Raw genomic sequence first — 14,420 nt, forward strand, 5'->3', positions numbered from 1 at the left:
CTATCAGGCGCTCACTAAAGGCGCCGCGTGACCTGCATCGGCAGGCCGCCCTGCGGTTGCGTCGTCAGTTTCTGCACCGGCCACGGCTTAGTCTCGGCGGTGGTGTCGAAGCGGAAACGCGACAGCATGATCGCCAGAGCGATGATCGCCTCCTGCATGGCAAAGCTGGCGCCGATGCAGACGCGAGGACCGGCGCCGAACGGTAAATACTGGAAGCGGTCGATCTTCTCGCGATTTCCCGGATGGAAGCGTTCGGGCATGAACGCGTCGGGCCGCTCCCACAGCTTGCGATGGCGATGAACAACCCACGGCATGACCAGCACCGCGGCGCGCCTCGGTATATAGAGGCCGTTCCAGGTTTCGGGTTCGATCGGCTCGCGGTTGATCGACGGCGCCGGCGGATAGAGCCTGAGCGCCTCGTCGAAGGCAGCGCGGGTGAACGGCATGGCGTCGAGCCACTTTGTCGGATCGGACTCGCGCGCCAGCACCGCGTCGATCTCGCGCTCGATCTTTTCGCGCTCCCAAGGCGCTTCGGCCAAGCAATAGAGCGTCCACCCAAGTGCACGCGCCGTGGTCTCATGGCCGGCACCGATGAAGGTGATGATGTTGTCCTCGACCTCGGCGCGCGTCAGCCCGTCCGGTCCCTCCGCCTTGAGCAAAAGCGTGAGAAAATCCTGCGGCACCTTGTCCGGATCGCGCTTAACCCGCTCTTCGCGCATCTTGACGGTGTCAGTGACGATCTTGCGGAAATAGGCCATGGTCTTGCGGCCGCGGATGCGGGTCAGGCGCGGCAGCCAATCGGGCGCCCGCAACAGATCGAGCGGATCAACGCGGCCCATGGTCTCGAACAGCCGGTCGATCTCCTTGGCGAAGCTGCCCGGCTCACCTGATATCTCACCGGAAAACAGCGTCTCGGCCAGGATGTCAAAGGTAAGCAGCGTCATGTCATGGGCGATGTCCGACGTGCCGCCGCCCTCGTAGCGCGTGACGAACTCCCGTGTGCGCCTCAGCATCGGCTCGGCAAAACCGAAGATGTGCCGCGGCGTGAACACCGGCGCCATCGCCTTGCGCGAGCGCCTCCATACCTCGCCCTCAGCGGTCAGCAGGCCGTCGCGCAGGATCGGCCGCAGGATCATCTGACGCACCGTCGCCATCTTGTAGTTTTTCGCATTGTCGACCAGCACGTGGCGAATGAGGCCGGGGTCATTGGCGATGACCAGTGGCCCGCCGATGCCGGTCACCGAAATCCAGGGTTCGTTGTAGGTCGGCTCGCCCCACAGTTCGAGCGGATTGCGATAGACGATGCGGATCATCTCCAGCGTCGAAGGCGGCGAGGTACGCGGCTTCGGTGCCGGCGGGACGAATGGGGCGGGCTGACTGTCCATGGCGTGCTCCGCTGGTCACCTCAATGTAGTGGCTGGCAAGGCAAGCGTCCATGTCGCCGGCCTCTCCGGAATGTAACCGGGGCACTGGAAAGTACCTGATTGCCGGAACAGGGCGGCCTGCTCTTGTTGCCGCCGCTCTGTTCCAAAACCGATCCACTTTTTGGGTCCGATGCCATGGCCGGCCGAGCGTGTTCTTCTTCCATTCGGAAATGCTTGCAAACCTTGGAAAAACCGCCTTTTGCACTTATATCTAGGACATCAAAGACGCGCGATTCGGAGCCGATTTCTGCGCTGGATGTGCGGCATCAATCAGACAGGTTTTCATGAGCGATCAGATCGACAACGCCAACGGCGCTGAGGCCGAGTACGGCGCCGATTCCATCAAGGTTTTGAAGGGGTTGGATGCCGTCCGCAAGCGGCCTGGCATGTATATCGGCGATACCGACGACGGGTCGGGCCTGCATCACATGGTGTACGAGGTCGTCGACAACGCCATCGATGAAGCGCTGGCCGGCCATGCCGACCTTGTCACGGTAACGCTCAACCCCGATGGTTCCGTGACGGTGATCGACAATGGCCGCGGCATTCCGACCGATATCCACACCGGCGAAGGCATTTCGGCGGCCGAAGTGATCATGACGCAGCTGCATGCCGGCGGCAAGTTCGACCAGAACTCCTATAAGGTGTCCGGCGGTCTGCACGGCGTCGGCGTCTCGGTAGTCAACGCGCTGTCGGGCTGGCTGAAGCTGAAGATCCGCCGCAACGGCCAGATCTACGAGATGAGCTTCACGCACGGCAATGCCGACGCGCCGCTGAGGGTCACTGGCACCTACGAACAGCGCAAGGTTGCCGGCACTTATGAGGGGCGCAGCGGCAGCGAGATCACCTTTTTCCCGTCAGCCGAGACGTTCACCATGGTCGAGTTCGACTTCGGCACGCTGGAGCACCGGCTGCGCGAACTCGCCTTCCTGAATTCTGGCGTTCGCATCGTTCTGACCGATGCCCGCCATGCCGACGTCGTGCGCCATGAGCTGCACTATGATGGCGGGCTGGAGGAGTTCGTCAAATATCTCGACCGCGTCAAGAAACCGCTGATCGACGAGCCGATTGCGATCAAAGCCGAGCGTGACGGCATCACCGTCGAGGTCGCCATGTGGTGGAACGACAGCTACCACGAGAACGTGCTGGCCTTCACCAACAACATTCCGCAACGCGACGGCGGCACGCATCTTGCCGGCTTTCGCGGCGCGCTGACGCGCCAGATAACCGGCTACGGCGAATCCTCGGGCCTCACCAAGAAGGAGAAGGTGGCGCTGATCGGCGACGATTGCCGCGAAGGGCTGACGGCCGTGCTGTCGGTCAAGGTTCCCGACCCGAAATTCTCCTCGCAGACCAAGGACAAGCTGGTCTCGTCCGAAGTCCGTCCGGTGGTGGAAGGGCTCGTCAACGAAGCTCTCGGCACCTGGCTCGAAGAGCACCCGACCGAGGGCAAGGTGGTCATCGAGAAGGTCATCCAGGCGGCAGCGGCGCGCGAAGCCGCGCGCAAGGCGCGCGACATCACCCGCAAGAGCTCGCTCGGCGTCACCTCGCTGCCCGGCAAGCTGGCCGACTGCCAGGAACGCGACCCGGCGAAGTCCGAAATCTTCATCGTCGAGGGCGACAGCGCCGGCGGCTCGGCCAAGGGCGGCCGTTCGCGTCAGAACCAGGCCATTCTTCCCCTGCGCGGCAAGATTCTCAATGTCGAGCGGGCCCGGTTCGACCGTATGCTCGGCTCCGACATGATCGGCACGCTGATCACCGCGCTCGGCACTTCGATCGGCAAGGACGAGTTCAACGCCGATAAGCTGCGCTACCACAAGATCATCCTGATGACCGACGCCGACGTCGACGGCGCCCACATCCGCACCTTGCTGCTGACCTTCTTCTTTCGGCAGATGCCCGAGCTGATCGAGCGCGGCCATCTCTATATCGCCCAGCCGCCGCTCTACAAGGTGACGCGTGGCAAGAGCTCGCAATACCTCAAGGACGAGAGCGCCTTCGAGGAATTTCTCATCGGCTCGGGGCTGGAGGAGGCGTCGCTTGCGCTCAGCACCGGCGAGGTGCGGGCCGGACAGGACCTGCGCAGCGCCATCGACGATGCGCTGGCGGTGCGCCAGCTCATTAACGGGCTGCACACGCGCTACAACAGAGGCGTGGTCGAGCAGGCCGCGATTGCCGGCGCGCTCAACCCGGACGTTTTCGCCGATCTCGGCCGGGCCAACGCCATGGCCGATCGCGTCGCCCGGCGTCTCGACATCATCGCCGAGGACACCGAACGCGGCTGGACGGGCCGCATGTCGACCTCAAACGAAGGGGTCGGCGGCTATGTGTTCGAGCGCACGGTGCGCAGCGTCAAGGAGTTCGCGCATCTCGATCTCGCGCTGATCAATTCGGCCGACGCCCGCCAGCTCGACCGCTATGCGCCTCGCCTCGCAGAAGTCTATGGCGAGCCGCCGGTGCTGCGCCGCAAGGATGTGTCGGAAACCATCTCGGGACCGCTGGCGCTGCTCAACGCCGTGTTTGCCACCGGCCGCAAGGGCCTGACCATGCAGCGTTACAAGGGCCTCGGCGAAATGAACGCCGAGCAGCTCTGGGAGACCACGCTCGACCCGAATGTGCGCTCGCTTTTGCAGGTCAAGGTCAATGACGCGACGGACGCCGACTCGCTGTTTTCGCGGCTGATGGGCGACGAGGTCGAGCCCAGGCGCGAGTTCATCCAGGAAAACGCGCTGTCCGTCGCCAATCTGGATATTTAAAGCCCAGGCCGGACGCTCAATTTCGAGCGCTCGAGACATCGTTGGTAGACCTAGGCCTGCCAATGATGTCTGGTGCATTGCAACAAAGGTTCACTGAGGAGGGCCCGGTCGGAACGGAAAGGCTTCCAAGGCATTGTGATTGATCACAATCGCCGCAGGAGGCACTCATGGGACGTGGCATTTTGCTCTGGCTTCTCGGAGTCCCGATTCCGATCATTATTCTCATCATGCTTTTCGCACGGTAGGGGGCTGACATGCAGTCAACCCTAACGGCTGTCGACGTTTCCGCACCGACGGAATCCTCTTCCACCGCTGTCAGCTGGGGGCCGATCGTGGCCGGCGCCTTTGCTGCCTCGGGGCTAACACTGATCCTGATGTTGCTCGGCTCCGGGCTCGGGCTGACCATGGTTTCGCCGTGGTCCGGCTTAAGCACATCGGTCACAACTTTCGCGGCCTCCACCGCCGCGTGGCTGATCATCGTGCAGTGGCTGTCGTCGGCTGCCGGCGGTTATCTTGCCGGGCGCCTGCGCACCAAATGGGTCGGCGTCCACACCGATGAAGTCTTTTTCCGCGATACCGCCCACGGCTTCCTCGCCTGGGCGCTTGCAACGTTGCTCGTCGCCGGCGTGCTCGGCTCGGCGCTTTCCGCAGCTGTCGGAACCGGCGTCCAGGCCGCTTCGACAGTCGCGTCGGGCGCGGCAATGGGCGCTTCGGCAGGTGCCACTGCAAACGCCGGAGGCGCCGCGACCGACAACGCAACGTCGTACTTCGTCGATGCATTGTTCCGCCCGGCCGATGCGGCCAGGCTTGCTGCCGCCAGCCCGGAGAGCGATGCGGCGGCGACGGCGCAGGCTTCGCGCATTTTGATCTCGAGCGCAGCAGCAGGAGAAGTGTCTGTCGACGACAAGACCTATCTGTCGCAGCTGGTGGCTGCCCGAGCCGGGCTGTCGGAACCGGATGCCAGGGCTCGTGTCGATGCCGTGCTTGCCAGGGTCGAAGAGGCGAAGGTTCAGGCTCAGCAGGCTGCCGATACCGCCAGGAAAGCCGGTGCCACCTTCGCGCTGCTTGGCGCACTGTCGCTGGTTGTCGGCGCTTTCATCGCAAGCGCCGCGGCAGCCCTTGGCGGCAGGCAGCGCGACGACGAGGAGGCGGTCTTCCTGACCAACCGCTGATCGGTGCTTGACGGTTTCTTCTATGCAGGGACACTGCCCCTGCATAGACATGCTGTTTCGATGGGGTGATTGCCAGCGCCGGTTCACCGAAACGAGCGCCGGCTCTTACTTTCCGGCAAAAACCGTGGACACCGCCTGGCTTGGCTCCAGTTTGCGGCCGAGATCGACGGCGTCGCGCAGCACCTCGATATGCGAGCGCGGCGGCGTTCCGGCCGCTGCGGCGACCTCGACGCCGGTCGCCTTCAGCGACCAATAGAGCCTGTGGGTGAAGATGCGGCCAAGCGAACTGCGCAGCTCGACCTGAATGTTCTCCACGCCGGGGCCGAAATTTTCCGCCATCGGCCCGGAGATCGGGTCGCCCGTCAGCCAGCCATTGCCCCTGTCGAAGATGTTGGTCCAGCGCGTCGCGGCAAATACAGCGCCATGATGCACCGCCCGCTGCGGCCTGCCCGAACGGCTGCGCCCTTCCTGATAGAGGACGGTTCCACCGGCCGCCGTATCGGCGATTGGCGGACACGCCGAGAACAGCCGCTCAGCGATGCCGCGCCTGAATTCGGCGAGATTGTAGGTCACCAGAAATTCGCTGTGGGTCAGCGGGCTGCCGAGCGTGACGAAATCGCTGATCTTCCACGGCAATGGATGATCGTCGTCCCTGGCGCGGAGCTGGCGATAGAGTTCCCATTGATCTCGCCGGAATCCGGAGAGGTCATCCAAGCTGTCGGGCCACGCAGAACCATCGGCGTTGAGCGTAGCGCTGTCGACGGCGCGGATCGCTTTCAGTCTCGCCTTGTCGCGGACCGCTTCCAGCTTTCGCGGCCTGAAATCAGCCCACAATATCTGCAGCAAATCATAGGCGATGATTGATCCCAGGCTGTGTGAGACCAGCACGATGCGGTCGTAGGTATCGTCCATCATGAGACGCCTCAGCAGCGTCAGGCCACGGTCGCGGACAAGCGCGCGCTTCTCGACCGTTGCCGCTTCAGCACGGACATAGGCGGCCACATCACCGAAATAAGGAAGACCAAACCGGTCCACCGACCAGACGACGAACGAGGCCAGGATCGTGACGAGCATGCTCGTGGTCCAGGAAATATATCCTTGCAAGGCCGAGGTCGCGAGCACGAGCGCCGCGCCCAAGACTGTTATGACGGCCAGAAACGTAACGACATAGAGCCCGCAGGCGTCGCGCGGAATGTCGGCGGGCTTGCGCCAGAGCAGATTTGCCACCCAGGCCGCAAGCCGGCCCCGCGTCGTGCCTTGCGTGATGTCGGCCCAGTAAAGCTCGTAGAAATCAGTGCGGCGGCCATCGACATCGTAAGGGGTGGTGATCCGGCGAAGCTCGTGCGAGTTCGTGCGGCTGTCAGGCGTGATCCAGCTCTGGTTGATCTTCGAGCCGGCGGGACCGCCCGAATCGGCGACACGGGCGTAAAACGGCACGCGAGCAGGGTCGTGACTCCAAACAGCCTGAACAAATTCCCTCAGCGTGCCCATGGGTCGCTGTTCGCCCATGCCATGCACGATCACCACGGCCTGGCTGAGCTTGCGCGGCGCCTTTCCGGAGGCCGGCGGGCTGGTCTTGGTCGGCGACGCAACAGGATGAGGGTCGGACACTAGTGCCTCCGTTTGGTGACAAAGCCCGGAACAAAATTTGTTCATCGTAGCGCTGAAACCGGCATGGGAGCAAAGACGCTGCAGGCCGGATGTTCAAGTCAAGAAAAACCCGGCGCGGAGCCGGGCTTTTTTCCGAACAATTAGCGGTGCACTGGACCGCGAATCCGGATCAATGATCCATGGCCTTGACGATCTCCTCGGTCATCTTCTTGGCATCGCCGAGCAGCATCATGGTGCCGTCCTTGTAGAACAGCGTGTTGTCGATGCCGGCATAGCCGGAGCCGAGCGAGCGCTTGACGAACAGGCAGGTGCGGGCCTTGTCGACGTCGAGGATCGGCATGCCGAATATAGGGGAGCTCTTGTCGTCCCGCGCAGACGGGTTGGTGACGTCGTTGGCGCCGATGACATAGGCGACATCGGCCTGCGCGAATTCAGAGTTGATATCCTCGAGTTCGAACACCTCGTCGTACGGCACATTGGCTTCGGCAAGGAGGACGTTCATGTGGCCGGGCATGCGGCCGGCGACCGGATGAATGGCGTACTTCACGTCGACACCATTGGCCTTGAGCTTGTCGGCCATCTCGCGCAGCGCATGCTGCGCCTGGGCGACCGCCATGCCGTAGCCCGGCACGATGATCACCTTCTGCGCGTTCATCATCAGATAGGCGGCATCATCGGCCGAGCCCTGCTTGACCGTGCGCTCGATGCCGTCGTCGGCAGCGGCGGAAGTCTCGCCGCCGAAGCCGCCGAGGATGACCGAGATGAATGACCGGTTCATGCCCTTGCACATGATGTAGGAGAGGATCGCGCCGGACGAGCCGACCAGCGCGCCGGTGATGATCAGCGCCAGATTGCCGAGCGTGAAGCCGAGGGCTGCAGCCGCCCAGCCCGAATAGGAATTCAGCATCGAGACGACAACCGGCATATCGGCACCGCCGATCGGGATGATGAGCAGGACACCAAGGACAAGCGATGCCGCCACGATCAGCCAGAACACCAGCTTGGACTCGCTGGTGACCAGCAGCACGATCAGCACGATCAGCGCGATGCCGAGGGCGGCGTTGATGAAATGGCGGCCGCCGATCATGATCGGCTTGCCCGACATGCGACCGTCGAGCTTGAGGAAGGCAATGACCGAGCCGGTGAAGGTGACGGCGCCGATAGCAACGCCGAGGCTCATCTCGATCAGCGCCTGGGCGTGGATGTCGGCAACCGTGCCGATGCCGAAGCTTTCCGGCGCATAGATGGCGGCGGCCGCCACCATGACGGCGGCAAGACCGACGAGCGAATGGAAGGCGGCGACCAGCTGCGGCATCGAGGTCATGGCAATACGCCGCGCGGTGATCGCGCCGACCGAGCCGCCGATCAAGAGGCCGAGCACGATGAGGCCGAAGCCCCCCGCCGAAGGGGTCGCCAGCGCCAGCGTGGTCGCAATGGCGATGCCCATGCCGATCATGCCGTACATGTTGCCCTGACGGCTCGTGGTCGGGTGCGACAGGCCGCGCAATGCCAGGATGAACAGGATGCCGGAAACCAGATAGAGGAAGGAGGCGAAGTTGGCGTTCATGTCGCTCTACTTGTCCTTCTTCTTGTACATCGCCAGCATGCGCTGGGTGACGAGAAAGCCGCCGAAGATGTTGACCGAGACCAGCATCAGCGCGACGAAACCGAAGCCGGTGGCGATGCCGGACGCCGAGATGCCGACGGCAAGCAGCGCGCCGACGACGATGACCGAGGAAATGGCGTTGGTGACGGCCATCAGCGGCGTGTGCAGCGCCGGTGTGACCGACCAGACCACGTAATAGCCGACGAAGATTGCCAGGACAAAAATGGCAAAGCGGAAGACGAACGGATCGATCGCCCCGCCGGACAGCGCGTGCGCGGCGTCGCCCGCCGCATCGGTACCGCCTGGAGCTGTGGCCAGATCCTGCACAGCGAGACGGACGGCGGCGGTCGCCTGATCGAGCTGGTCAAGGGCTTTCTGCAAGGTCTGGTCCATCACGCGATCCCTTTCGGCTTGTTAGCGAGCGACTTGGGTGCGGCAAGTTTCCTGGATGTGGCAGCTTTCTTTGGCGCGGCCGGTTTTTCTCCAGCAGCGGGCTTCGCAGGCTCGGCCGAGGCGATCATCACCGCCGGCTTGCCGATGAAAGCCGGATGCACGACCTTACCGCCATCGGTCAGCATCGTCGCCTTGACCAAGTCGTCGTCGCGGTTGATGGCAAGCGTCTTCGTGGTCTTGTCGACCAGTGTCTCGAGAAACGCAAAAAGGTTCCTGGCGTAGAGCAGCGAGGCGGAGGCCGCGACGCGGCCCGGTACGTTGAGATGGCCGATGATCTTCACCCCGTTGGCCGTGGTCACCACCTGCCCGGGCACGGCGCCTTCGACATTGCCGCCACGTTCGACCGCGAGATCGACGATCACCGAGCCCGGCTTCATCGAGGCGACCATCGCGGCTGAAACCAGCTTCGGCGCCGGACGGCCGGGGATCAGCGCGGTGGTGATGACGATGTCCTGCTTGGCGATGTGCTCGGCGGTCAGCGCCGCTTGCTTGGCCTGGTATTCCTTAGACATTTCCTTGGCGTAGCCGCCAGCCGTCTCGGCCGCCTTGAACTCCTCATCCTCGACCGCCAGAAACTTTGCGCCAAGCGAGGCGACCTGTTCCTTGGCTGCGGGGCGCACGTCAGTGGCGGTGACGACGGCGCCAAGCCGCCTTGCAGTTGCAATGGCCTGCAGGCCGGCGACGCCGACGCCCATGATGAAGGCTTTCGCCGCCGGCACCGTGCCGGCCGCCGTCATCATCATCGGCAGCGCCCGGTCATATTCGGCAGCCGCGTCGATCACCGCCTGATAGCCGGCGAGGTTCGCCTGGCTGGACAGGACGTCCATCGATTGGGCGCGCGTGATGCGCGGCATGAACTCCATCGAGAAGGCGGTGGCGCCGGCCCTTGCCAGAGCATCGACGGCAGCATCGTTGCCATAGGGATCCATGATGGCGATGACGGCAGTGCCCGGGCGATAGGCCTTCAGCTCCGCCTCATCAGGCCGGCGCACCTTCAGCACCACATCGGCCTTGGCGACATCGGCGGCCTTACCGATCACAGCGCCGGCCTTACCGAACTCCTCGTCAGGAATGCGCGATGCCGTGCCGGCGCCGCTTTCGACGATCACGTTGAACCCCAGCCCCGCCAGCCGCTTCACCGTGTCGGGCGAGGCAGCAACGCGCGGCTCGTTCGCATCGAGCTCACGAGGGATGAAAATCGTCTGTCCCACCGCATGATCCTTTCGGCTGGAACCTGTCTGCGCAGGACGCCGGCCGGACTTCCGGCGATGTCACGGGCAAGGGGTTTTGAAGAATTTACCGGAGAATGAAAGCGCCGAGGGCGAGGATCAGAACGAACAGGACAAATGCCGAGAAGAAGCCGCCCGCAAAGAAGCCGAAAGCCATTGCGAGAAGCACGGCGGCGCAAAACAGCGACCCGTATTTGGCGAGCATGACAAAGCCGGCATAGGTGCGGTCGTGCTCGGCATAGTCCATCTTCGCGCCTAGTTCGACAGGACCGGTCGGCGAGTGATCAGCCATAGGAATACCCCTTCGAAGACATCTTTCAGGCACATAGCGAAAAGCCAAGCCGAGGGCAATGGCGCTATTGCCGCATCGCTGGAGACAACAGCCTCAAAGGAAAGTTGAAGCTGCCCGATGCAGCGAGATTGTTCCTGAGGTGACCGTGCCTGCCGCCTTGCACTTCCTTGCGGCTGAAGCTTGTCACATCAACCAGCAAGCTGCGGAAACAGCCCGAGCAGGCCAACGACGATCAGATAGAGCGCGACGATGTAGTTGAGGAGTCGCGGCATCACCAAGATCAGCACGCCGGCAATCAGCGAGATAAGCGGAGTGAGTGCGAGCGTGGAAATGGTCATGTCGTTTCCTTTCGATAGGATTGCCGCCAACGCTAAGCGGGTCGACGTCGTTCATGCGCCACCGGCGCGCTTGCCAGAACGCCGAAGCGGCCGGAAAGCTCCATGGCCAGGCTGCAAAGTTGCCGAATGACTTGCCTTGTTTAGGTGCATGTTGTTGTCCCAAAACCACTGCGCGCTTTTGGGCGACGTACATCAGGCGGCTTCGCAAAAATACTTGGCTGTGGGCAGGATGGTCAGCGGCGCGAGTTCACCGACGTGGGGCATGTCGAACAGCATACGCTGCTCCATCGGAGTCGAACGGAAGAACGGGAACCGGGAGAGGGACCGCTCGCGGATCGCATTGACGTCGGCACGGTAGAGCACGACCTTGTTGTAGACGCCGGGATAGGCGCGGGCCTCGCTGATCTTCTCGGAATAGTAGATCCGCTTGTAGAAGCCGGCGTGGTCCTCGCGAATGGTCGACAGGCAGTAAGGCGCGTTGAAATGGAAACACGCCATGCCGGCGAGCCGCAATGTTAGGTAGGGAATTTGCGGATAGACGCGTGACCAGTCGGGGTCGGAGGCGAACCGGCTGGGACAGATGAAGCTCAGTCCCTCGGCCAGCATCGGCATGACGATATCGCCGAAAGCCTTGGTGGAAGGCGACATCGGCGTCGCTAGCGTGACGTGATGGATGCGCAGCGTGCTGACGAGTTCCTGGTCGATGTAGACGCCGAAACGAAAGACATTCGGCGCGTCGTCGAGCTCGTCGTGAATGGTATGGTTCTCGTTGTCGGGCACCATATCGTTGGAGCGATACGACTTGTAGCGCAGCCGGTAAATGTCCTCGAGGTCTTCGCCCTTGTCGCAGCGACGGTATTCCGTCCGCTCGAGCATCGCCGAAACATTCCTGGCAAAGCTGGACATAGTGTCGGACGCATCACTCCCGTCCGCACCCGCCGCCTGGCGAGGCGAAATCAACTCAACAACCATAAACTCAATCCCCGGAACTGCCGCCGCGATCAACACTACGGCAGGGTCGTAAGATGTAAAGATGAAAACAAGATAGAGATCGTTTACCAGCTATTAAGGTTAATGATTGTAAAAATTATACCAAAGTACGAGATTTCTTCCTGAAAATCAGCGATGCGTGGCCTTCCTGGCCGTCTTGATGTCCTTGGCGAAGGGCCAGACCGTGCTCGACATGGTCTCGATACCGGACGCGCTTAGCGCCGAGCCGAACAGGAATCCCTGAACCAGGTCCGGCTTGACCTGCAAGGCCAGGATCTTGAGCTGCTCGAAAGTCTCGACGCCCTCGACAGTCACCGAAAGTCCCAGTGGCCGTGACAGGTTGACGATGCCCTTGAGCAGTTCGAGCGAACGGCTGTTCTGGGTAACGTCCATCAGGAACGAACGGTCGATTTTGATCTTGTCGAGCGGAAGTTTGTGGAGATAGCTGAGGCTTGAATAGCCGGTGCCGAAATCATCGAGCGCGATGCGCACGCCAAGCCGCTTCAATTCCTCGATATACTGACGCGTCAGCGACTTGTCGTCGAGCAGTGCCGTCTCGGTGACCTCGATCTCCAGTCGGCCGGCGGCGAGACCGGAACTGGCGAGCGCATGGCGAACCTTCTCGATAACGTCGCGGTTGCGGAAGTCCTTGGCCGAGAGATTGACCGAGACACTGGTCTGTGCGGGCCATTTGGCGCATTCGGTGCACGCCGCATGCAGGACGAAGGTGCTGACCTCGGAAATGATGCCCATTTCTTCCGCCAGCGGAATGAAGATGCTGGGCGAAATTGGTCCGAGATCGGGGTGGTCCCAACGGCACAGCGCCTCGCAGCTGGCTATGCGCATCGTGCTCATCGCCACGATTGGCTGGTAGACCACCCGCAACCCCTTGCTTTCTACCGCGGTGCGCAGATCCGCCTTCATCAGCTGACGGTTGCGGAAAGCGACCTCCATCGACGCCTCGAACAACCGCCAAGTATTCTTGCCGAGTTCCTTGGCCTTGTGGAGCGCGAGGTCCGCCTTGACGATCATGGCGTCGACATCGGTATCCCTGACCCTCGACAGCACCGCGCCACCGCTGGCCTGGATGCGCAACCCATGGCCGGCGACGTCGACCTCGCCCTGCAGCTCAATGAAAATCTCGTCGATTTGGCTGGACAGATGGCTCTCGTCCTCGACGCGGTCGAAGAAGATCATGAACTCGTCGCCGCCGAAACGGCTGACGGTGACGCCTGGTCCGACGACCGCCGCCAACCGTTCAGCGACGGCGTAGATCAATCCGTCGCCGACCGGGTGGCCAAGCGTGTCGTTGACGCTCTTGAAGTCGTCGAGGTCGAGCACGGCGAGCCCGCAGAGACGTTCGAGGTCACCGGATGCCATGGCCTCTCCGATCAGCTCGTGGAAATAGGCGCGGTTGGGCAGGCCGGTGAGGTTGTCATAGCGCGCCATGAAGCGGATCTTGTCTTCCGCCTCAACGCGGGCCGTCACATCCTCGAAGGTGATGACCCCCAGCTCCTGGCTGCCTTCACGCGCCGAGAACTCATAGTGCTGACCGTTCGCGAGCGAGACGAGAACCTTGCGGTCGCGGCCCTCGCGCAGGGCGCGCGTAAGCTGGGCTTCGATGTAGCGGCAGTCCTTCGGCGCCAGCATGCCGCCGGCAACGCCGCGCATCAGCAGACCGTGAATCGATCGCCCGAGCAGCGCGTCGGGCGATTTGAGCGACATCAGATGCGCGGCTTCGGCATTGGCCACCGCCACCCGGCCGTCGGGGCCGAGCATGACAAGGCCATGCGACATGGTGTTCAGCGCCCGATTGAAGCGCTGGGCAAGGCGGTTCGCCTTCTTCTCCTCCGACACCGCCGCAAAAAGCACATCGCGCACCGTATTGGCGAATTTGCGGATCGCGAACAGGAACGGCGCTGACAGCAGGCCAAGGAGGACATGATAGATATCGCCGCGCAGCAGGAAGCCCAGCGAGATGGGCCAGGTCAATGCAAGGGTCAGGATGGTCACCATGCGCGGCGAGCCGTAGTTGCGGCCGGCAATGGAGGTCGCGGTCGCCAGCGTGAGGCAGACGGAGGCGATCTCGGCGAAATCGTCGCGCGCAAAGTAGATGCCGAGGAGGCAAAAAGCCCCGAGCGTAAGCCCATGCATGGAGCCGTAGAGTATATAGTCGTTTTCGCGCTTGTGCGCTTCCTCCCAGGTCGTTGGTGACGGCAAGCTGTTGTATTTTTGGAAATTTCTCATGCGGAATATGCCGACGAGAACCATCGCAATCGCAACAACTAGGTAACGCGGATCGCCGTTCTTCCACCAGACAAGGCCGATCAGGAAGGTTTGCGCGAGAATGCCGATCGAAAGCGTCACCCCGTCGCGAAACAGAGTTTCCACGAACGGGATATAGACGTCGACCGGAATCTCGTTTTTTCTTTTCAGATTCACGCCTGAATCCCAACCCTGGGGAGCCAAGCTGTGTCACATTCGCCTTAAGAAAGATTTAGAGAGGCCGTTCCGTGCTTTGCCGTCAGTCGGTTGGCGCCGGGAAGCTA

The 14,420-nt window shown here is 62.4% G+C and carries 11 protein-coding genes; 2 read left to right on the forward strand and 9 right to left on the reverse strand.

Annotated features, from left to right (window positions below):
• Positions 1 to 14: 14 nt before the first annotated feature.
• The gene (locus CIT31_RS02805) at positions 15 to 1,385 is read right to left on the reverse strand and encodes a cytochrome P450 (protein ID WP_095517369.1); all 1,371 of its coding nucleotides are present in this window, start codon (positions 1,383 to 1,385) and stop codon (positions 15 to 17) included.
• Positions 1,386 to 1,708: 323 nt separating this feature from the next.
• Between CIT31_RS02805 and gyrB the strand changes: the two genes are divergently transcribed.
• Positions 1,709 to 4,180, forward strand: a complete 2,472-nt coding sequence (gene gyrB / locus CIT31_RS02810; protein ID WP_095517370.1) for a DNA topoisomerase (ATP-hydrolyzing) subunit B — start codon at positions 1,709 to 1,711, stop codon at positions 4,178 to 4,180.
• Positions 4,181 to 4,434: 254 nt separating this feature from the next.
• Positions 4,435 to 5,352, forward strand: a complete 918-nt coding sequence (locus CIT31_RS02815) for a hypothetical protein (RefSeq protein ID WP_095517371.1) — start codon at positions 4,435 to 4,437, stop codon at positions 5,350 to 5,352.
• Between the two features lie 105 nt (positions 5,353 to 5,457).
• Here CIT31_RS02815 and CIT31_RS02820 read toward each other — a convergent pair whose 3' ends face one another.
• The 8 genes from CIT31_RS02820 to CIT31_RS02855 form a co-directional block, all read right to left on the reverse strand.
• Complete coding sequence (locus tag CIT31_RS02820) at positions 5,458 to 6,963, reverse strand: hypothetical protein (RefSeq protein WP_095517372.1); 1,506 nt, start codon at positions 6,961 to 6,963, stop codon at positions 5,458 to 5,460.
• A gap of 169 nt (positions 6,964 to 7,132) precedes the next feature.
• Positions 7,133 to 8,530, reverse strand: a complete 1,398-nt coding sequence (locus tag CIT31_RS02825) for an NAD(P)(+) transhydrogenase (Re/Si-specific) subunit beta (RefSeq protein WP_095517373.1) — start codon at positions 8,528 to 8,530, stop codon at positions 7,133 to 7,135.
• A gap of 6 nt (positions 8,531 to 8,536) precedes the next feature.
• Positions 8,537 to 8,962 carry an NAD(P) transhydrogenase subunit alpha part 2 gene (locus CIT31_RS02830; RefSeq protein ID WP_029347614.1) on the reverse strand — a complete coding sequence of 142 codons (426 nt, stop codon included), beginning with the start codon at positions 8,960 to 8,962 and terminating at the stop codon, positions 8,537 to 8,539.
• Positions 8,962 to 10,233 (reverse strand): Re/Si-specific NAD(P)(+) transhydrogenase subunit alpha, encoded by a 1,272-nt coding sequence (locus CIT31_RS02835; protein WP_095517374.1) that lies wholly within the window; start codon positions 10,231 to 10,233, stop codon positions 8,962 to 8,964. The genes CIT31_RS02830 and CIT31_RS02835 overlap by 1 nt, the downstream gene beginning before the upstream one ends.
• Positions 10,234 to 10,318: 85 nt before the next feature.
• Positions 10,319 to 10,543 (reverse strand): aa3-type cytochrome c oxidase subunit IV, encoded by a 225-nt coding sequence (locus CIT31_RS02840; RefSeq protein ID WP_029347610.1) that lies wholly within the window; start codon positions 10,541 to 10,543, stop codon positions 10,319 to 10,321.
• A gap of 188 nt (positions 10,544 to 10,731) precedes the next feature.
• Positions 10,732 to 10,881, reverse strand: coding sequence for a DUF3096 domain-containing protein (locus CIT31_RS02845; protein WP_065006071.1), 150 nt, complete (start codon positions 10,879 to 10,881; stop codon positions 10,732 to 10,734).
• 192 nt (positions 10,882 to 11,073) lie between these two features.
• Positions 11,074 to 11,853, reverse strand: a complete 780-nt coding sequence (locus CIT31_RS02850; RefSeq protein WP_095517375.1) for an N-acyl amino acid synthase FeeM domain-containing protein — start codon at positions 11,851 to 11,853, stop codon at positions 11,074 to 11,076.
• 147 nt (positions 11,854 to 12,000) lie between these two features.
• Positions 12,001 to 14,313, reverse strand: coding sequence for a putative bifunctional diguanylate cyclase/phosphodiesterase (locus CIT31_RS02855; RefSeq protein WP_095517376.1), 2,313 nt, complete (start codon positions 14,311 to 14,313; stop codon positions 12,001 to 12,003).
• Positions 14,314 to 14,420 lie beyond the last annotated feature (107 nt).

It is taken from the genome of Mesorhizobium wenxiniae (genome assembly GCF_002284535.1).
GTDB lineage: Bacteria > Pseudomonadota > Alphaproteobacteria > Rhizobiales > Rhizobiaceae > Mesorhizobium > Mesorhizobium wenxiniae.

Bases quoted from the DNA above. Each gene is read 5' to 3' on its own strand.
- CIT31_RS02805 (WP_095517369.1), bottom strand. From the start codon at position 1,385: ATGGACAGTCAGCCCGCCCCATTCGTCCCGCCGGCACCGAAGCCGCGT.
- gyrB (WP_095517370.1), top strand. From the start codon at position 1,709: ATGAGCGATCAGATCGACAACGCCAACGGCGCTGAGGCCGAGTACGGC.
- CIT31_RS02815 (WP_095517371.1), top strand. From the start codon at position 4,435: ATGCAGTCAACCCTAACGGCTGTCGACGTTTCCGCACCGACGGAATCC.
- CIT31_RS02825 (WP_095517373.1), bottom strand. From the start codon at position 8,530: ATGAACGCCAACTTCGCCTCCTTCCTCTATCTGGTTTCCGGCATCCTG.
- CIT31_RS02830 (WP_029347614.1), bottom strand. From the start codon at position 8,962: ATGGACCAGACCTTGCAGAAAGCCCTTGACCAGCTCGATCAGGCGACC.
- CIT31_RS02840 (WP_029347610.1), bottom strand. From the start codon at position 10,543: ATGGCTGATCACTCGCCGACCGGTCCTGTCGAACTAGGCGCGAAGATG.
- CIT31_RS02845 (WP_065006071.1), bottom strand. From the start codon at position 10,881: ATGACCATTTCCACGCTCGCACTCACTCCGCTTATCTCGCTGATTGCC.
- CIT31_RS02850 (WP_095517375.1), bottom strand. From the start codon at position 11,853: ATGGTTGTTGAGTTGATTTCGCCTCGCCAGGCGGCGGGTGCGGACGGG.